This window comes from Chromobacterium sp. Ag138, from assembly GCF_055181315.1.
Map to the genome: position 1 here is coordinate 3,631,870 of NZ_JBUPWA010000001.1, position 17,790 is coordinate 3,649,659.

General features: G+C 64.8%; 19 protein-coding genes, 1 rRNA gene and 2 other annotated features. Of the genes, 6 read left to right on the forward strand and 14 right to left on the reverse strand.

The window, feature by feature from the left end; all coding sequences use genetic code 11:
- Positions 1 to 23: 23 nt before the first annotated feature.
- Positions 24 to 133: a sequence feature (23S ribosomal RNA rRNA prediction is too short), on the forward strand.
- 19 nt (positions 134 to 152) lie between these two features.
- Positions 153 to 418, forward strand: a sequence feature (23S ribosomal RNA rRNA prediction is too short).
- Positions 419 to 554: 136 nt separating this feature from the next.
- Positions 555 to 669: ribosomal RNA gene (gene rrf, locus ACY3GB_RS17025) — 5S ribosomal RNA — on the forward strand.
- A 172-nt stretch (positions 670 to 841) separates the two neighbouring features.
- Here rrf and ACY3GB_RS17030 read toward each other — a convergent pair.
- Both ACY3GB_RS17030 and pdxR read right to left on the reverse strand, forming a co-directional pair.
- On the reverse strand, positions 842 to 1,339 hold the full coding sequence (locus ACY3GB_RS17030; RefSeq protein ID WP_463089776.1) for a 2-thiouracil desulfurase family protein: 498 nt from the start codon (positions 1,337 to 1,339) through the stop codon (positions 842 to 844).
- On the reverse strand, positions 1,336 to 2,790 hold the full coding sequence (gene pdxR / locus ACY3GB_RS17035; RefSeq protein WP_463089777.1) for a MocR-like pyridoxine biosynthesis transcription factor PdxR: 1,455 nt from the start codon (positions 2,788 to 2,790) through the stop codon (positions 1,336 to 1,338). Before pdxR ends, ACY3GB_RS17030 begins: the two co-directional genes overlap by 4 nt.
- A gap of 94 nt (positions 2,791 to 2,884) precedes the next feature.
- Between pdxR and ACY3GB_RS17040 the strand changes: the two genes are divergently transcribed.
- From ACY3GB_RS17040 to ACY3GB_RS17050, 3 genes are all read left to right on the forward strand, one after another.
- Positions 2,885 to 3,277, forward strand: coding sequence for a rhodanese-like domain-containing protein (locus tag ACY3GB_RS17040; RefSeq protein ID WP_463089778.1), 393 nt, complete (start codon positions 2,885 to 2,887; stop codon positions 3,275 to 3,277).
- Positions 3,267 to 4,001: a GNAT family N-acetyltransferase gene (locus ACY3GB_RS17045; protein WP_463089779.1), complete on the forward strand. Its 735-nt coding sequence runs from the start codon at positions 3,267 to 3,269 to the stop codon at positions 3,999 to 4,001. The genes ACY3GB_RS17040 and ACY3GB_RS17045 overlap by 11 nt, the downstream gene beginning before the upstream one ends.
- 77 nt (positions 4,002 to 4,078) lie before the next feature.
- Complete coding sequence (locus ACY3GB_RS17050) at positions 4,079 to 5,524, forward strand: hypothetical protein (RefSeq protein ID WP_463089780.1); 1,446 nt, start codon at positions 4,079 to 4,081, stop codon at positions 5,522 to 5,524.
- Positions 5,525 to 5,579: 55 nt separating this feature from the next.
- Here ACY3GB_RS17050 and ACY3GB_RS17055 read toward each other — a convergent pair whose 3' ends face one another.
- Positions 5,580 to 6,935: an aldehyde dehydrogenase family protein gene (locus ACY3GB_RS17055; protein WP_463089781.1), complete on the reverse strand. Its 1,356-nt coding sequence runs from the start codon at positions 6,933 to 6,935 to the stop codon at positions 5,580 to 5,582.
- A gap of 197 nt (positions 6,936 to 7,132) precedes the next feature.
- On the opposite strand from ACY3GB_RS17055, the gene ACY3GB_RS17060 reads away from it, so the two are divergent.
- Positions 7,133 to 7,786 carry an acyl-homoserine-lactone synthase gene (locus ACY3GB_RS17060; protein ID WP_463089782.1) on the forward strand — a complete coding sequence of 218 codons (654 nt, stop codon included), beginning with the start codon at positions 7,133 to 7,135 and terminating at the stop codon, positions 7,784 to 7,786.
- On the opposite strand, the gene ACY3GB_RS17065 is transcribed toward ACY3GB_RS17060, so the two are convergent.
- The gene (locus ACY3GB_RS17065) at positions 7,707 to 8,567 is read right to left on the reverse strand and encodes a LuxR family transcriptional regulator (protein WP_463089783.1); all 861 of its coding nucleotides are present in this window, start codon (positions 8,565 to 8,567) and stop codon (positions 7,707 to 7,709) included. The two genes, ACY3GB_RS17060 and ACY3GB_RS17065, sit on opposite strands and share 80 nt — an antisense overlap.
- A gap of 641 nt (positions 8,568 to 9,208) precedes the next feature.
- Between ACY3GB_RS17065 and ACY3GB_RS17070 the strand changes: the two genes are divergently transcribed.
- Positions 9,209 to 10,180 carry a LysR family transcriptional regulator gene (locus tag ACY3GB_RS17070; protein ID WP_021475641.1) on the forward strand — a complete coding sequence of 324 codons (972 nt, stop codon included), beginning with the start codon at positions 9,209 to 9,211 and terminating at the stop codon, positions 10,178 to 10,180.
- Between the two features lie 48 nt (positions 10,181 to 10,228).
- On the opposite strand, the gene ACY3GB_RS17075 is transcribed toward ACY3GB_RS17070, so the two are convergent.
- The 10 genes from ACY3GB_RS17075 to ACY3GB_RS17120 all read right to left on the reverse strand — a co-directional run.
- Complete coding sequence (locus tag ACY3GB_RS17075; RefSeq protein WP_463089784.1) at positions 10,229 to 10,984, reverse strand: GGDEF domain-containing protein; 756 nt, start codon at positions 10,982 to 10,984, stop codon at positions 10,229 to 10,231.
- 68 nt (positions 10,985 to 11,052) lie between these two features.
- Complete coding sequence (gene ubiT, locus ACY3GB_RS17080) at positions 11,053 to 11,481, reverse strand: ubiquinone anaerobic biosynthesis accessory factor UbiT (RefSeq protein WP_463089785.1); 429 nt, start codon at positions 11,479 to 11,481, stop codon at positions 11,053 to 11,055.
- Positions 11,481 to 12,404 carry a U32 family peptidase gene (locus tag ACY3GB_RS17085; RefSeq protein ID WP_463089786.1) on the reverse strand — a complete coding sequence of 308 codons (924 nt, stop codon included), beginning with the start codon at positions 12,402 to 12,404 and terminating at the stop codon, positions 11,481 to 11,483. The genes ubiT and ACY3GB_RS17085 overlap by 1 nt, the downstream gene beginning before the upstream one ends.
- A 20-nt stretch (positions 12,405 to 12,424) precedes the next feature.
- Complete coding sequence (ubiU, locus tag ACY3GB_RS17090) at positions 12,425 to 13,441, reverse strand: ubiquinone anaerobic biosynthesis protein UbiU (RefSeq protein WP_463089787.1); 1,017 nt, start codon at positions 13,439 to 13,441, stop codon at positions 12,425 to 12,427.
- An 87-nt stretch (positions 13,442 to 13,528) separates the two neighbouring features.
- The gene (locus ACY3GB_RS17095; RefSeq protein WP_463089788.1) at positions 13,529 to 13,882 is read right to left on the reverse strand and encodes a type IV pilus modification PilV family protein; all 354 of its coding nucleotides are present in this window, start codon (positions 13,880 to 13,882) and stop codon (positions 13,529 to 13,531) included.
- Complete coding sequence (locus tag ACY3GB_RS17100; RefSeq protein ID WP_463089789.1) at positions 13,879 to 15,675, reverse strand: hypothetical protein; 1,797 nt, start codon at positions 15,673 to 15,675, stop codon at positions 13,879 to 13,881. The genes ACY3GB_RS17095 and ACY3GB_RS17100 overlap by 4 nt, the downstream gene beginning before the upstream one ends.
- Positions 15,672 to 16,262: a prepilin-type N-terminal cleavage/methylation domain-containing protein gene (locus ACY3GB_RS17105; RefSeq protein ID WP_463089790.1), complete on the reverse strand. Its 591-nt coding sequence runs from the start codon at positions 16,260 to 16,262 to the stop codon at positions 15,672 to 15,674. Before ACY3GB_RS17105 ends, ACY3GB_RS17100 begins: the two co-directional genes overlap by 4 nt.
- Positions 16,253 to 16,762 (reverse strand): GspH/FimT family pseudopilin, encoded by a 510-nt coding sequence (locus tag ACY3GB_RS17110; protein ID WP_463089791.1) that lies wholly within the window; start codon positions 16,760 to 16,762, stop codon positions 16,253 to 16,255. The genes ACY3GB_RS17105 and ACY3GB_RS17110 overlap by 10 nt, the downstream gene beginning before the upstream one ends.
- Entirely contained in the window at positions 16,759 to 17,196 is a 438-nt protein-coding gene (locus tag ACY3GB_RS17115; RefSeq protein WP_463089792.1) for a type IV pilin protein, read from the reverse strand. The genes ACY3GB_RS17110 and ACY3GB_RS17115 overlap by 4 nt, the downstream gene beginning before the upstream one ends.
- 103 nt (positions 17,197 to 17,299) lie before the next feature.
- The coding region (locus tag ACY3GB_RS17120) for a SirB2 family protein (RefSeq protein WP_463089793.1) at positions 17,300 to 17,790 on the reverse strand (491 nt) is incomplete at its 5' end.

Below are 17,790 nucleotides of genomic sequence, written 5' to 3' on the forward strand. Positions count from 1 at the left end.
TCACATCGACGGCGGTGTTTGGCACCTCGATGTCGGCTCATCACATCCTGGGGCTGTAGCCGGTCCCAAGGGTATGGCTGTTCGCCATTTAAAGTGGTACGTGAGCTGGGTTCAAAACGTCGTGAGACAGTTTGGTCCCTATCTGCAGTGGGCGTTGGAAGTTTGACGGGGGCTGCTCCTAGTACGAGAGGACCGGAGTGGACGAACCTCTGGTGTACCGGTTGTCACGCCAGTGGCATAGCCGGGTAGCTAAGTTCGGAAGAGATAACCGCTGAAAGCATCTAAGCGGGAAACTTGCCTGAAGATGAGACTTCCCTGGAGGCTTGACCTCCCTGAAGAGTCGTTCGAGACCAGGACGTTGATAGGTCGGGTGTGGAAGCGCTGTGAGGCGTGAAGCTAACCGATACTAATTGCTCGTGAGGCTTGATCCTATCATTTGAGTGGCTTAGCGAGGCTAAGTGACGAGAGTGGATGTGCGACGTACATCAAATACCGAATATATGCGGGCTGGTTGAATACCAGCCCAGGCTTCTTCAAGTTTGTGCCAGTTTATGTCTGGTGGCCTTAGCGAGGTGGTCCCACGCCTTCCCATCCCGAACAGGACCGTGAAACGCCTTAGCGCCGATGATAGTGTGGCATTCGCCATGTGAAAGTAGGACACCGCCAGACGCCCCATAACGAACCCCAGCTCAGACGAGCTGGGGTTTTTGCATTGCGCGCGCGAAACGCGCCCCCCAGCCCCGACCGGTTACCGGCGGGGCTTTGGCGTTTCCAGATGGTCTTTGCGGGCCCCGCCTGCGTTCCAGCGGCGCGTGGACTGGGCGGCGGATCTTGCGGGCAGTCAAACTGGGTGCGGTGGTTCGGGATCCAGCAGCTTGTCGATTTCGGTTTCATTCCAGACGGCGATGCCATTTCGTTCCAGCAGACTGGTGGCCACGCCCTGCCCGTCGCGCAATGTGGATGAAAAGCTGCCGTCGTAAATTCGTCGATTGCCGCAGGAGGGGCTGTTGGCTTTGAGCAGCGCCTGAGTGCAACCCTGTTGCAAGGCCGCATCCAGGGCGCGTTCCGCGCCGGCGATGAAGGCGGCGCTGACGTCATCACCGGCCGCGGTTCGAATGCGGGCCGCGCCGTCCAATGCACTGCGGCCGTTTCCGCCGACAATTTCGGCGGCGGGCCTGGGGGTGGGCAGCCCGCCCAGGCATTCCGGACAGACCGGAATCAGGTCGAAGCGTTGCCTCAGGGTTGTCCACTGCGGGTTGGGCAGAGGTTTGGATTGGCCATCGTAGCGCACCGGCTGCCCCAGCAGGCAGGCGCTGACCAGCAGCGTCGGTTTTGTCATTGCAGTCTCGTTTCCAGCAAGTCCGCCAATTGTTGCACGGCAGGGCGCATCGCGTGGTCGGCGATGCCGGCGTAGCCCAATACCAGTCCGTTGCGGTAGGGCGTATCCAGAAAATGGCGGGCAAGCGGGCGCAGCCACAGCTGGCGCTCCGACGCAGCCGCTTGCAGCTCCCACTCATCGAAACCATCCGGCAGTTCCGCCAACAGATGCATGCCGGCATCGCCGCCATGCAGGGGAAGGGCCGAGCCGAGGCGTTGTTCCAATGCGTGTCGCAGCAGTTGCTGGCGCCGCTGGTACAGCTCGCGCATATGCCGGATATGGCGGGCGAAGTGGCCTTGCTCGATGAAGTCGGCCACCGCGGCCTGCTGGAGGTAACTGCCCTCGCCTTGCAGCCTGGCCTGGCAGCGGCGGTAGGGATCGACCAACTCGGCCGGCAGCACCAGGTAGGCCAGCTTCAGCCCGGGGAACATCACTTTGCTGAAGGTGCCGACATAGATCACGCGGCCGTCCTGATCCAGGCTTTGCAGCGCGGCCAGCGGCGCCGAGGCATAGCAGAATTCGCCATCGTAATCATCCTCCACGATCCAGCTGTCGTGGCGGCGGGCTTGCGCCAGCAGCTCCAGCCGCCGCGGCAGGCTCATCACCGCGCCGGTCGGATACTGGTGGGCGGGCGTGGCGTAGATGAGGCGCGGCGGAGCGGCGGCCGGATCCGGACGCAGTCCCTGCTCATCGACGCGGACGGTCTGGCAGCGCAGGCCGGCGGCCAGCATCGCGGCCTGCGCACCTGTGTAGCCGGGCTCCTCTATCCAGGCGGTGTCTCCGGGCTCGGTCAGCAGTTGGGCCAGCAAGGTCAGCGCGTTTTGGGCGCCGGGAACGATGACGACCTGTTCCGGCAGGCTGCGTACCGATCGCGTCAAATGCAGGTATTGGCTGAGTATGGCGCGCAACTCAGGCAGTCCGCCTTGGTGCTGATAGTGCAGCCATGCCAGCGACGTGCTGCGCTGCCGTCGGCTCAAGCATTGTTGCCATTGCTTGTGGGGAAAGAGCTCCAGTTCGGGTTGGCCCGGCACGAAGGCGCCGAGCTTGCGGGCAGGCAATCTGCTGGTTTCCGCCAGGCGCTGGCCGCGGAGGGATAGTTGGCGCGGGGACGCGTCGACGCGGGCCGGCTGGGGCGCTTCCTTTCCGAAGGCGTCGCAGACATAGGTGCCCGAGCCGTGGCGGCTTTCCAGGTAGCCTTCGGCCGCCAGCTGATCATAGGCCGAGAGCACGGTATTGCGGCCCAGCCGCAGCGTCTGCGCCAGCGCGCGGCTGGCGGGCAGCGCGCTGCCGCCGGCCAGCCGGCGCAAGCGTATCAATTCGCGCAGCTGGCGATAGAGCTGGCGCGACAAATGTTCCGATCCATTACGCGCCAGGCGGGGCTGCAGATAGTCGACTAACCAATCGTTGCTCAAAGTGGTTCCATTGAATCGGCTGAAGTGGAGCTGTTCGGATGATGACTTTGAACTTAGCATACCAGCATTCCATGCACGCAAAAGGACAGGCTCCATGATCAGCCAACAAGCGTTTTACGAAGCCAAGCTGGCCTACGAAATCGATGCCGCCGATGTGGCGCAGGCGTTGGCGGACGGCGACCGCTCGCTGCTGTTGATCGATACCCGCAGTGCCGAAGCGTTTGGCCATGAAACCATCCCCGGCGCGCTCAGCCGCCCGCACCGGCTGATGACGGCGGAGAGCACCGCCGACCTGCCACGGGATGTCACGCTGGTGGCGTTCTGCGACGGCACCGGCTGCAACGGTTCGACCAAAGGCGCGCTGAAACTGACGCAGCTGGGATTCAAGGTGAAGGAGCTGCAGGGCGGCCTGGATTGGTGGAAGCGCGATGGCTACGCTACTACTCGCGATGCGGGTTGCGGCAAGGAGGTGTGCGATGCGTGTTGATTGGGATGCGCTGGCGCAGCCGGCGGAAGCGAATGCGAATGGCCAGATGGTAGGCATGCCGGTTGAGTGGGAGGGGGCGCGGCATCCGCCGCGCAGCCCGCTGGCCGGACGCTATTGCCGGGTGGAGCCGTTGAGTCTGGAGCGCCACGGCGCGCAGCTGTTCGACGAGCTGCATCGGATGCCGGGCGGCGCGAACTGGACCTATCTCAGCCATGGCCCGTTTCCAAGCTTGGAAGACTGGCGGCAATGGGTGGCGGCGAATGCGGCGCTCGACGATCCGCAGTTCTACGCGATCGTCGATGCGCGCGACGGCGCGGCGATCGGGCTGTGCAGCTATCTGCGCATCGCGCCGGCTGACGGCAGCATCGAGGTGGGCTTCCTCAATTTCTCGCCTCGCCTGCAGCGCAGCCGGCTGGCCACCGAGGCGATGTATCTGATGATGCGCAACGCGTTCGAACTCGGCTATCGCCGTTACGAATGGAAATGCGACGCGCAGAACGCGCCGTCTGTTCAGGCCGCCTTGCGCTTGGGATTCACCTTCGAAGGCTTGTTCCGCCAGGCGCGCGTCAACCAGGGGCGCAACCGGGACACGGCCTGGTTTTCCATCCTGGACTATGAGTGGCCGGCGCGCCGGGCTGCGTTTGAGGCCTGGCTGGATGAGGGCAATTTCGACGCCAGCGGCCGGCAACGGTCCAGCTTGACGCGGATTGTTGCGGCGCAGTAGTAAATCGCGCGGCAGGCTTCAAGCCAGAGGATGGCGGCGCTACAATAGGTGCTTGTAAACGTAGATAGTGTCGCCTGATGAAATCCCTGCCGCGCAATGCCCGTATTCGGGGCGAGCCCTACCTGCCCAACCGCTTCATTTTCGGCGACGCCGTTGACGAACAGGGTTTGGAGGGCGTCGAGTACCTGATGCATACCGAATCCCCCGCCTTTGTCTGCCGTCTGGTAGGCAATGACGACACCGACTTTCCCGGTCGCGAACGCGATGGCCTCGCGAGCGCGATGCTGTATGACGAGGAAGAAGGTCTCACCATCTATGTCTGCAACCTGCGCTTGAGGCTGTTCGACTTCAATTTCTACGACGAGATCGAGCCCAGCGTCGGCGAGCTGCAGGATATTTGCGACGAGGCGATGCGCGTCTACCAGCGTTTGCACAAGGCCTATGCCGACCGCGACGCGGCGGGGCCGGAACCGCGCGAAATGCGCACCGGGCCGACCAAGCCGCTGCCGCCGGCGGAGCGCCAGCAGGCGGTCGGCAAGCTGGCGGATCAGGCGCGTCAGGCGGTGGGCAAGCCGATGGAGGGCGCGCAGCTGGCGGCCGCGGTGCAAATAGCCTTGCTGGCCGGCGACCAGGCGGTATTCACCGAGGCGCAACTGTCGCTGGCGTCGGAGCCGGCGGCGCGCCAGCTGCTGGTGAACAGCGCGCGCGACGCGGTGGCCTTCCCCGAGGTGATGCGCAAGGACGGCAATGTGATGTCGTTCGAGCTGTGGGCATTGCCGTTTGCGTTTTCCCGCAGCCAGGGCGGCGTCTGGTGGCACTTCCCTCGGCTGGAAGCGTTGGAGGTGGCGCTGGCCGACGCGCTGGAGGTGCCGGAAAAGTCCATTCTGTGGATTTCGCCGACGCTGTTCACGGTGGACATGCTGAACGAGCGCGCTTGCCAGGATTTGGTGCAACTGGCGCCGGTGATGGATGCCGGCTGCGATTTCGCGCCGCTGGATCCCGAATCGTCGCGCGCCACCTTCGACGCGGCGCGCAAGACTGTCGAGCCGCAACTGGTGATGAGCTGGATTCCCTTTCTGGTGGAGCGCGGCGCCTTGCCGCCGGAACGCGCGCGCCGCCTGGCGCGCCGCGCGCTGGACGCATCGATGCCGCTGGTTCAGCAGGCGGTCGCCGCCGAGATGGAGTACGGCGAGGCCGAACTGTTCGCGCCGCTGCCGTGGTGGGAGGCGCTGTCTAGCGGCATGCGCGCCTGGAACCGCAAGCGGCTGGGCATATCGGTGGCCTTGCTGGCGACCAGCCAGGGCGGCATCGAGAAGCTGGAGGCGGTGGCGGAATACCAGCCGGAAATCCAGGGCTACGAAGTGGGTCTGAGGCTGAAGGGCAGCGATGAGATCGCCGCCCGCGTGCCGTGGCTGGTGGTGCCGGATGTGGCGCCCGATCGCGACGCGAGCTGGCGCGATCTGGCCGACTGCTTGAAAGAGGCGGGCATTCCGCTGTCGCAAAGCGTGGCGCGGCTGCATTGAGCGTCGCGTTGCGAAAAACAAAAAGGGGCCAATGGCCCCTTTTTGTTTTGCCCGGCTACTTCTGCCAGTAGGTTTTGACGTTGACGAATTCGTACAGGCCGAACTCGGACAGCTCGCGGCCATAGCCGGAGGCCTTGACGCCGCCGAAGGGCAGCCGCAGGTCGGAACTGGTGTGGCGGTTGATGAAGACGCTGCCGGCTTCTATCTGGCGGGCCAGCGTCCAGGCGCGGTCATGGTCGGCGCTGTAGATGCTGGCGCCCAGGCCGAAGGGGGTATCGTTGGCCAGCCGGATCGCATCGGCCTCATCGGCGGCGCGCAGGATGGCGGCTACCGGGCCGAACACTTCTTCGTGGTAGACGCGGCAGTTGGGATTGACATGGTCCAGCACGGTGGCGGGATAGTAGAAACCCGGCGTGTGCGGCATCTGTCCGCCCAGTTTCAGTTCGGCGCCGTGGTGGCAGGCATCCAGCACTTGGGCGTGCAGCGCTTCCCTCAGGTCGGCCCGGGTCAGCGGCGACAAAGTGGTGGCCGGATCGCGCGGATCGCCGGCGCGCAGCTTGGCCGCCTCGGCGCAGAAGGCGTCGACGAAGGCGTCGGCGATTTCCGGCGCCACGATCATCCGCTTGGCGGCGTTGCAGCTCTGGCCGGCGTCGCGGAAGCGGGAGTTGGCGGCGTCGCGCGCGGCCGCCTGGACGTCGGCGTCGGCGAGCACGATGAAGGGATTGCTGCCGCCCAGCTCCAGCACGGTTTTCTTCAGGTGCCGGCCGGCCAGCGAGGCGATCACGCGCCCGGTCTGGGTGGAGCCGGTGAACGCGACGGCGTCGCATTGGCGGATCGTCTCTTCCACCAGCTCGGTTTCGATCCAGGCCATGTCCAGAACATGGATGCTCGCCTGCCTGACGATGTCGAGCAGCAGCTGGCTGCATTGCGGCACCGACGGCGCCGGTTTTACCAGGCAGGCATTGCCTGACATCAGCGCGGGGATCGCGAAGCGCAGCACCTGCCATACCGGATAGTTCCAGGGCATGACCGCCAGCACCAGGCCCAGCGGCTCGAAGGCGATGCCGCTGCGGCTGGCCTGGGTGGGGATGTTCAGCGATTGCAGCAGTTCCGGCGCCAGCGCCGCGTAATAGCGGATCAGTTGCGCGGACTTGTCTATCTCCGCCAGGCATTCGGGCGTGCGTTTGCCCACCTCCAGCGTCACCAGGTCCGCCAGCGCTTCACGTTGCTGGGACAGCAGGTCCGCCAGGCGCAGCAGCGCCGCGGCGCGTTGTTCCACCCCTTGGGCGGCCCAGGCGCGTTGAGCGGCGCGCAACTGTCGCAGGCTTTGTTCCAGGGCCGGCATGCTCCAGGAGGAGCGAGTGAAGCAGACTTCGCCGGAAGAGGGATTGCAACTGGTGAAGGCGGTCATGATCAGAGGAGGGCAAAGACCTTAATGTAACAAAAAATCATGGATGGGATGACGATTTGGGCGGGATTTGATTGTGGTTTCTGCGCATTTGCTAGACAAAATTTCATCAAATTTTCCTGTCCTATTTGTCAGATTCAGTTATTTCGGTCTGGTCTTACATTTCTCCTGCCTATACGAAACCATAATAGGAGGTTGAAATGAAAGAATTTTTTCCGCTGCGCCAAGATGGACTGGTACTAGAATGGGCCAATAGCGAGTCCAGAATGAAACAGCTGTGGGCGTTTCGACACAAGATTTTCCGCGAGCAGTTGCAGTGGGTGCCCTTATGCGAGGATGGCTTCGATAGGGACGCGTACGATGATTTTTCTGACAATCTGATGCTGTTGCGGGAGGGCAGGGTTGTCGGTGCGATACGCCTGACGACCGGGGATCATCCGTTCATGCTGGAGGAGGAGTTCTCACGCTTGTTGGCACCAGGCGAGAGGATAGGCAAGGGACGCGAGTATTCGGAAATCACCCGCCTGGCGGTGGATCGGAGCGTGCTGGGCGCGCGCGAATCTATCATGGCGGCCAGGCTGCTATACCTCGGCGCCTGGCTCTGGTCGCAGGTGCGGGGCGTGCGCTGGATGTATTTCGTGGTGGAACCGGTGTTTTACCGGCGATTGGTGATGATGGGCTTCCCCATCGTGCCCGTGGGCATCCCCCGCCCTCTGGATGGCGGGGTGATGTCGATGACCGGACTGCTGGACTGGGGGCAGGCGAAAACGGAGCTTATCCGTTCACTAAATCGCGGGGTGTCAGCGCCAAGTGCATGCCAAGCACTATGGCATGAGTACGATTATTCGCATTGAGCTTGCGGATCACGTTAGCGACGTGAAACTTCACCGTCCTCTCGCTGATGTTGAGGATGGTGGCGATTTCCCAGTTGGTCTTGCCACGGCTCATCCAGTGGAAGATGTCGTATTCGCGTTGCGACAACGGCATATTGCTGGGGGAGGCCGGCGGCAGATTCGCGATGCGGACAGCGGCTTGGTGCAGATGGGGCGTCAGGCAGTTGAGCATGGCCACCAGCGCCGCGTTGCGGCTGGGTTCCTTGCCGCCGATGGAGAGGATGCTGCCGACGTTGTTGCGATCGGACGCCGCGCTGAAGGTGATTCCGCTGGCCATGCCGTTGCTGGAGGCCTCGGCGATGAAGCGTTTTTCTTCCGAGCCTTTGGCTCGACTGAAGCGCTCCTCCCAGATAACCGGCCCCTGGCCCAGATGGATGCGCATGATCGGGTCGTGCTGGGCGAAGTTTTCCTGAGAGTACTGGTCGAGCCAGTCTGACGGGTAGCTGACGTTCAGCACCTTTTCCATGCGCTGGATCTGGTTCTGGTTGTTCAGGCGGCCTAGGACCAGAATGATGCGGTCCGACGGGGCCTGGGTCAGGATGTTGTCCAGGAAGGCCTTGAGCTCGCCTTCGGTTTCGATATGCCCGGCCATGTGAATCCACTCCAGCAATGTCCATTGCTGCGACGCGGTGAGTCCGGCCGGGAGCGGTCTTGCATTGATGGGTTTTGAAGTCACCATGAGCGGGTCTTCCTTGTTTTTGGTTCTGTGTGCCGCAGATAGTACCCCACATGCCTGTTGCATGTAAGACCCCGCGGATTTGAATTCATATGAATTGTTGCTTTTTCGTCATTGAGTATACCAAATTTGTAAGAGCATGAATCCTAGGAAAATTACTGATAATTCATCATTTTGTTTGTCATAACGGCATTCGTTACAAATAGAAACATGCAGGGAGGGGAAAAGAATTTGACTTTTTTTGCAATTGTAAAAATGAAGAGATTGATTTGCATCAATAATGACAAGGGCATGATTTGGCTGGAAATAATACTTTGCTTATGTTTTGGGCGGAAGATGTGATGGATGTTGCAAAGCGTAAGGATGTCGCTTTTTTTCTTCACTCCAATGTCATAAATTGTAAGCGGTAACTAATAAATTCTGGCAAGCGAACGCTTTAAAGCGCATAATTGGATCGCATAAAATAATTGATAAGCCAGTGGTGCCCGTTCGAGGACACGGTTGGCAAACATCGGGGATGTAGGGTAGGCAGTCGACGCGGCCAAAGTGGCGGATAGTATATGAGATTAAACTATATTCTTTAATATCGTGCAGAATTGATGTAAGCTGTTTTAATAAATAGCTTCAATTCTGTGAACGATCCGACTGCTCGCCAGACCAATCAATCAGGCAAAACAGCATGGATCGCTTCAGGAATCGCCCCGCTTATGGATACCTTAAAAGCACTCATGGTCTTCATGACCACAGCCGAGAACGGCAGTTTTTCCGATGCCGCGCGCAAGCTCGGCGTCTCGCCGGCCGCGATCAGCCAGAGCATTGCCCGCTTGGAGCAGGAACTGGAGGTGCGGTTGTTCAACCGCACCACCCGCCAGTTGACCTTGACCGAAGACGGTCGGCGCTTCTACGCGCAGTGCCGCGGTCCGGTCAACAATCTGGATTCGGCGATCAACCAGTTGAAAGCCAGCCGCGACGAGCCGGCCGGCCATCTGCGTGTCAGCATGCCCAACTCCTTCGGCCGCCGCTTCATTCTGCCGATCATGGGTGAGTTTTGCGAACGCTATCCCAAGATCAGGGTGTTCTTCGGCCTGGATGACCATTTCAGCGATTTGATCGAAGACGGCTACGACGTCGGCGTCCGCACCGGCATGATGCCGGACAGCCGCATGGTGGCGCGCAACCTGGCGCAGATGCCTTTGTACGTGGTGGCCTCTCCCGAATACTGGGACCGGCATGGGCGCCCGTCCGCTCCAGAGGAGCTGAGCGGCTACGATTGCATCAACTTCCAGTTTCCGACTTCCGGCCGCCTGTTCAAGTGGGAGTTCGACCGCAAGGGCGAGCGCATTCCGCTGGAAGTGAACGGCACTTACACGCTGAACGACATGGAGGCGGTGGCCGAGCTGGCCCGCCTGGGCATGGGGGTCGCGCAGCTGCCGGGACACGAGGTGGTGCATTTGATCCGCAGCGGCGAGCTGGAGCCGGTGCTGACCGACATGGTGTCGCTGGAGCGTTCCATCTACATCTGCTTCCCGCACCGCGACCATATCGCGCCGCGCACCCGCGTTTTCGTCGATTACGTGGTGGAGAAGCTGGCGGACCATCCGGACATCATGGCGGATCTGCCGGGGCTGGATCTGTCAGCCAAGCGCAGCGCCCTGCAGCAGAGCGTGGGCGCGCTCTGACCGGGTTTGCCCCATGCGAAGAAAACCGGCGCCGCGACGCCGGTTTTTTCATGGCTGCGCGGCGGGGGAATGGTTTTCTCCCACCACCCGGTCGCGGCCGGCCTGCTTGGCCGCGTACAGGCAGATGTCGGCGCGGTGGACCAGGCTGTCGGGGGTGTCATCGTCGGCCAGCGTCGCCACGCCTATGCTGGCGGTGACGCGGAGCACCGGATTGAAATCGGTTTCGCGCAATAGCGGGCCGATGCTTTCGGCCAGCGCCAGCGCGCCGTCCTGCTCGGTTTCCGGGCAGACGATGATGAACTCCTCCCCGCCCCAGCGGGCGATGGTGTCCAGCTGGCGGGCCCGCTGGCGCAGCACCTGGCCGAAGCGCTGCAGCACCTTGTCGCCGACCAGATGGCCATGGTTGTCGTTGATGTGCTTGAAGTGGTCGAGGTCGATCAGCAGCACCGAGTAGCGGCGGCCCGAGCGGCTGCTGCGCTCGGTTTCGCGCTGCAGCGTCTGGTTGGCGCGGCGGCGGTTGGCCAGGCCGGTGATGTCGTCTCGCTCGGCCTGGCGGCGCAGCGCCTTCAGCAACTGGCGCGCTTCGCGCAGCCGGCGGATGGCGAACCAGCTCATGGACAGCGCCAGCGTGAAGCTGAGCAGCAGCACCTCGTCCAGCTGGGATGTCGGATGCTGGTGCAGCCAGACATCCAGCTTCTCGAACAGATCCCAATCCACGAACAACAGATAGCAGCCCAGGTTGAGCAGCAGGATCAGGATCAGTTCCTTGCGTATGCGGCGGGCGCTGAACGGCCAGGGATTCATGGTGCCCCTGCGTGGGTGGCGGACTATTTTCTTGCTAGCCCATCGCGCAAGCCGGGGCAAGCGGCCGCTCAGGCCGCCATCATCCGCGCCAGCGGCGTCTGGCTCCAGTCCACGCTGTCCAGCAGGTTCTTGATGATCAAACCCAGCTCGGTATCGCCTTCAATGGAGAGCTTGCGCTGGAAGAACAGCGTGTCCGGGTCTTCCTCGCGCAGCATCATGCGGGCAAAGTCGCAGCCGTTGGCGGCCAGGCGCAGATCAGGCTCGCCGCGGCTGGCGACGAAGGCGTCGCCGTTGGCGGCGAAGCCCAGCCTCAGCCCGGCATCCTTGACGTGAACCTCGAAGCGCTTGCCGTCCAGCAACGCCATGTCTACCGGCAGCACGCCGCGGTTCTTCAGCAGATTCAGGGCCGCGGCCAGCAGTCGGCTGGGCGGCGCGGAGGGCAGCCGCGACAGCAGCCGGGCGCCGGCGGCGGGGAAGGTCAATTCTGGAACGCGCATCAGTGGGTCTCCTCCAGCGCTTGGATGCCGGCCTGGCCGCGCCAGTAACCGTCCACGAGTTCGCCCGGGGCCTGGGCGCGCAGGCTGTCCAGCAGCGAGTCGGCGCCGTCTTGGCCGTCCAGCCGCTGGCGGAAGGCCTGAACGACGGCTTCGGTGCCTTGCGCCTGCGGGCTGATCCGCGCCCGGCCCGCGCCGGCGGCGTGCAGTTCTTGCAGGCGCGGCAGCAGCGCATGGCAGCCGTCGGACATGGTCTGGATGCCGTTGATGGCGAGGAAGTGCTGTCCTTCGCGGGTGTCCAGCCTGAGCCCGTCCGGATGCTCCAGGCAGCGGAATTGGCAGTCGTCCTTGTTCAGGTTGTAATGGCGGGCGGTGAAGCAGCGCGAGGACAGCGCCAGCGGCAACCGTCCCCAGGCGAATACTTCGGTATCGATCTCCAGCTGCTGGCCGCGGGCGGCTTCCAGCAGCGCGGCCAAGGTGTCGCGGCCCATTTCCACCGGCGGCAGCCAGCGGTAGGCGCCCAGGCGGCGCATCAGCGCCAGCGTGTCGGCGTTGTAAATGTTCAGATGGGCGCCGGCGACGAAGGGCAGTTTTTTCTCGCTGGCCAGCCGCACCGCGCCCAGGTCGTTGGCCTCGATCGCCAGCTGGCCGTTGTCGACCATCTTGCGCAGCCGCTTGAGATCGGATTCGCTCTCGATCAGCGCCTGGCAGGACAGCACCACTTCGCGGCTGGTCGAGGCCAGGTCGGCGGCCAGCGCGATCCAGTCCTGGCTGCGCAGCTGCTGGCGGCGGCCGCACACCACTTCGCCCAGGTACAGGGTGTCCAGCGGCCATTCGGCGGCCTCGGCGTAAAAGCGGAGGATGTCGTCGCGGCTCCAGAAGAACAGCACCGGGCCGAGCGATAGTTTCATGGGGATGGGATTCATGCGGGTATCCATGCGGCGGCTCATTTCCAGGGCCGGTCGTAGGCGCCCAGCGTCTGCTGGCGTCCCTCGGCCACCTTGTTCAGCGCCTGCTGCCAGGCGGGCTGCACCATGAAGCGGTGCCGCTCGCGGCCGGCGGCGTCCAGCGCCTCGCGCAGCGCGCGCGTCACCTGGGCGACGTAGGCCGGGCTGCGCTGGCGGCCTTCGATCTTGATCGCGGCCACTCCCATGTCCAGCAGTTGCGGCAGCACCGCCAGGACGTTGAGGCTGGTGGGCTCCTCCAGCGCGTAGTAGGTGTCGCCCTGCACCTCGAAGCGGCCCTTGCACAGCGTCGGGTAGCCGGCGGGCTGGTCCAAGCCGTACTGGTCGATCAGGATGCCGGACAGGCGCGCGTCCAGGCTGGACGGCGTGTTCTGCCACTGCACGTATTTGGCCGGCGAGCAGACGCCGTGGCTGTTCGGCGATTCGCCGGTGGCGTAGCTGGACAGCAGGCAGCGGCCCTCCACCATCACGCACAGGCTGCCGAAGCCGAACACTTCGATCTCGACCGGGCTCTGTTCTATCACCCGCTTGACCTGCTCCAGGGTCAGCACGCGCGGCAGCACCGCGCGGCGCACGCCGAACAGCTCGTGGGCGAGGCGGATCGCCTCGTGGTTGGTGGCCGAGCCTTGCACCGACAGATGCAGCCGCAGCTTGGGATGGCGTCGGCTGGCGTAGTCGAGCAGGCCCAGGTCGGCCAGGATCACGGCGTCGACGCCGAGGTCGGCGGCCTGATCCACCGCCCGGCGCCAGCGGCCGATGTCGCCGCCTTGGGCGTAGGTGTTGATCGCCATCAGCACCTGGCGGCCGCGGTCATGCGCGTAGCGGATGCCGACGCTGGCAGTGTGCTCGTCGAAATTGAGGCCGGCAAAATTGCGGGCGTTGGTGTCGTTTTTCAGGCCGAAGTAGACGGTGTCGGCGCCATGGTCGACGGCGGCCTTGAGCGCGGGCAGGCTGCCCGCCGGGCACACCAGTTCCGGTAGTTGCTGACTGGCTGGCATCGGATAATCACGGGTAGGGGAAATGCGGCGACAGTAGCAGATGGGCGTCCGGCTGCCCTTGCTTTGGGTCAAGGAGCGCCGGACGCGCTATTTCGGCGCGGTCAGGCTCAGGGTGAGGCTTTCGCCCTCGCTGTCGGTCCAGTTCACGTCCACTTGGGCGGTGAGGCCGCTATCGTTGCTGCGGCAGCGGAAACGGGCCAGGGTGCCGCTGGCTGCGGCCGGCGCGTAACTGCTCTGGCGGCAGTCGGCGGGCTGGTTGGTTTTTCGCTGTTCCAGCGCCGTCTGGGCCAGGTTGGTGGCGGTGTTGTAATCGTTGGCGGCGATCTGGCTGTGCAGCAGCTGGGTTTCCAGCCGCAGCAGGCCCAGCGCGCCGATGGCCAGCACCAAGAGGCTGATCATCATTTCCAGCAAGGTGAAACCGCGCGGGGGCCGGGTCTTCATGTGTCCATCCAGCTGTAGGGCAGCGGCGTCAGGGAGCCTGAGCCGGCCTGGCCGCCGCCGTTGTCTGGCGGGCCGTCGGGCCGGAACGAGTCGGGCAGTCCGCGCAGGTCTATCGTGGTGCTGGCGCCCCATTGGTGCGGCCGCGCGCCCTGGCCGCCGGCCTGGGCCAGCGCGCTGACGTAGCCGTGTATCGTGGTGCTGCCGCTGGAAAACAGCTGGTTGCCGGCCCAGACATTGCCGAACACCCGGCTGGACGAGCCCAGCGTGATGTCGCCGCCGCGGAAGCGCTTGTCGACGTAGCCGCCGGCCAGCAGCACTGCGTTGCCTACCGGCCGCCCTTTGAACGCGCCGGCGCGGCAGTCGTCTTCCGGATAGAGGCTGGGGAAGTCGGCGTTGGCGCAGATGCCGATCGCGCCGGCGTAATTGACCGCGTAGCTGACGTGCTGGCCGCTGGTGGCGATGCTGCCGCTGGCGATGAAGGTATTGTGGTAGGTGCCGTTGCCAACCTCCAGATCGCCGTCGAACCACAGCACGCCGGGCGCGAAGGTGACGCCGTCCAGCTTCCATTGGCCGGGCTGGCTGCCGGCGAAGCAGTCGTTCTGCGGCGAATGCCCCTTGCAGAGCAGCGTCGCCGGCGCGCGGCAGACGCCGTTGGCGTCGGCGGCGCGGCACAAGTAGTTGGGCAGCCGGTTGTCCGGGGCCCGGCCCAGCCGGTATTCGCCGTCGGCCAGGCCGTGGATCTTGCGCACCGTCACCCGTACGCCGCCGTCGGCGGCATGGGTGAACACGTAGTGGGCCTGGCCGCGGTAGTCGTAGGCGTCCAGCCGCGGCCGTTTCACTTCCAGCGGCGGCAACGGCTGCAGGTTCAGCTTCAGGCCCGGCTGGAACGCGACGCGGATGTCGGGATTGCCCGCGTTGTAGCTGGCGGCGCCGGCGACGGTGGCGGCGATGGGCGCGCCCCAGCCCTGCACGCTCAGGCGGCCTTCGGCGCGCAGCGCGTCCAGCGCGCCGATCTGGCGGATGTCGACCTTGCCCTCGGCGTCCAGTTGGCCGAAGCGGGCGCCGCCCATCGCGATGTCGACGTCGCCCTTCACTTCGGCCCGGGCCACGGCCGGATCCACGCCGGGGCTGTTGAGGAAGCTGGCCTTGCCGTTGACCCGCGCCAGCGCGCCGATCGCGGCGTCGCCGCGCAGCGTCAGGTTGCCCAGCGCCTTCACCGTCTGGTAGCGGCCGTTTCCCAGCTCGATATTGCCATTGGAGTACAGGGTGTTGATGGTTTGCGGCCCGGTGACGATGATGTCGCCGGTGCTCTGCAGGGTGGCGATGCCGTCCACCGAGCCGCTCAGGGTTACCGCGCCGTCCACCGTCATCTCCACCGGCTTGTCGCCGATCAGGTTGATCGCGCCGCTCAGGTCCAGGTTGCCGACCAGGGTCAGCGCGCTGCTCGAACCGCCCTGGTTTCCGCTCTGGAGGAAGTCCCGCTGCACGGTGACGCGATGGCCGTCGTAGTTGCCGGTGCTGCGCAACCGCATCCGGTTCGGGGGGATAGCCTGCTGTTTGAGCGAGAAGCGGTCGTTATCCGCCGGAAGAGGCTGGCCGTTTGCCAGCGCCTGGCTGCCTTGGCGCAGGCCTTCCTCGGCGTAGTCCAGCGCCTGGTGGTAGCGATGCTGGTTTTGCGCGTTGGCGTGGATCAGCACCAGCTGGCGCGAGGCCGCCAGCAACACCAGGCTGGCGATCGCCAGCAGCGTCAGCACCGCGAACAGCGTGGCGAGACCGGCGTGGCGGCGGCTCATCTTGCCGCCGCCTTGGGGCGGTTGCGCAGCGTCACGCTGGTGTGGATGTCCAGCTTTTCCTCCCCCGGGCCGTTGGCGGCGCGGGCGCTGACGGCGATGCCGATCGCGGCGCCGCCGGCTTCCGGACTGAAGCGCAGCGCGTCGACGACGCCGATGCCGGGCTTGCTCAGGTCGTCCCAGCCGCCGCTGGCGGAGCAGCTCCAGTCGGCTTTGTCGCTGCTGCGCCGCTGAATGCGTTGCCCTTCCAGGCGGAAGGCGAAATAACGGCGCACGGGCGCGGCGGCGCCGGCCGGATCGTCGTAGCCGTAGAGCAGGCAGCTTCCGCCCCGCTCGATGAACAGCTCGTGGTAGGGATTGTCTTCCTCCGCGCCGGAACCGTTCCAGAAGCCGGCGCGGCGAAGGTCCATCGCGATCAGCGACAGCGACGCGTCCATCATCGCGCCCAGCTGCGCCTGGCGGCGTTCGCGGCTTTGCTCGCCCAGCAGGCTGACCAGCAGGCCGGACACCACCAGCAGCAACAGCAGGCCGATGGTCATGCTGATCAACAGCTCCAGCAGGCTGATGCCGCGCGCCGGTCTCATGGACATCTGGCCTCGCCGACGATGACCAGGCCGGTGGGCAGCAGCTGCAGATCCGCCGGCCGGCAGCCGGAGCGGCTCAGCCGCAGCCGCAGTCCGCCGATCATGGCGCCGCCAGGGGTTTCCGGCAGGCCGCGCAGCGGCGTGAAAACCAGCTGCAGCGGCAGCGGATCGGCCATGTCCAGCGCGATGCCGGCATGCTCGGCGCTGCCGACGCACAACAGGTCGCGGGCGGTGTCGCATCGGTCCTTCGCTGCGCTCTCCGATACCCGCAGCAGCCAGGCGGCGCCGTCGCGGCTGAAGGTCACCCAGATCTTTTTCTGCCGGGTGGCGGCGCTCTTGCGCGCCAGCTGCAGTCCGCGGTCGATGTCGTCCAGCGCGCCCTGCAGCTGCTGGCGGGCGATCCAGCGGCCCAGCGCCGGCAGCGCCTGGGTCAGCAGCGCCAGGGTCAGCGCCAGCACCACCAGCAGCTCGATCAGGGTGACGCCCCGCTGCTTGGCGCGCATCATCGTCCCCAGCAGGCGGGCGGCGTCAGGCTGATGGTCTGCTGCCGCTGGGTGAGCGTGATGGTCTGGCAGTCGCGGTCGCCGGCCTGGGCGCCGCCGGGCTTGGCCGTGGCCTGGACGTAGAAGTCGGATGCGGGATTGCTGCCGATCCCTGTGTTCAGCTGGTAATGCTTTTGGGCGCTGACGCCGCTGGGGTAGGGCGTTTTCAGGTCCGCCAGCTGCGAGGCGTATTCGGCGTGAAAGCCCCGATAGCGTATTTGCGCCTGCTGCAACTGGTACAAGGCGTCCAGCGCGTCGCTGCGGCGGCTGCGCTGCGTATAGCTTTGGTAGGAGGGAATGGCGATGCCGGCCAGGATGGCCACCACCGCCAGCGCGATCAACAGCTCCAGCAGCGAAAAACCGCGGTTTCGGCAGGCGGCGGGAAGGTCGCGGTTCATCTGGCGGCGGGCTCCGGGGGCAGGGACGGGATAAAGGGCTGCATCGCGCGTCCCTACTGTGTCCTAGAAGCCGCGGCCGGCGCAGTCAAGCCGGCGGGATCGATCAGAGCAGCGGCATGACCAGTTTGGTTTTGGCCACCAGCACGATGTAGATCACGGTGAGCAAGGCGGCGATGAAGGCAGCCGCGCGGCGCCGCGGCGTGGAGCCGCGCAGCGCGATGGTGCCCAGGGCCACGTAGGCGATCAGGCCGGCGATCTTGGCCAGCAGCCAGGGGCTCTGCAAGATGGGCCAACCGCCCATCGCCACCAGCGCGATGGCACAGGCCAGCAGCAGGGTGTCGATCACGTGCGGCAGAATGCGCAGCGGCTTGTTCTGCAGCAAGTGGCCGCGGCCGCCCAGCACCAGCGCGCCGCGGGCGGCGAACAGCAGGATGGACAGATAGGCGAAGCCCATGTGGGCGTGCTTGACGATCAGGTAGGGGTACATGTCGGTCCGACGGTTGAGGCGCGCAGCGCGCCGATGCCGGCCATGGTACACGGCGCGGGCGGCGTTTTGTAGCGAGCGCGGGGCGGGGCGACGGGGCGGGAATGTGG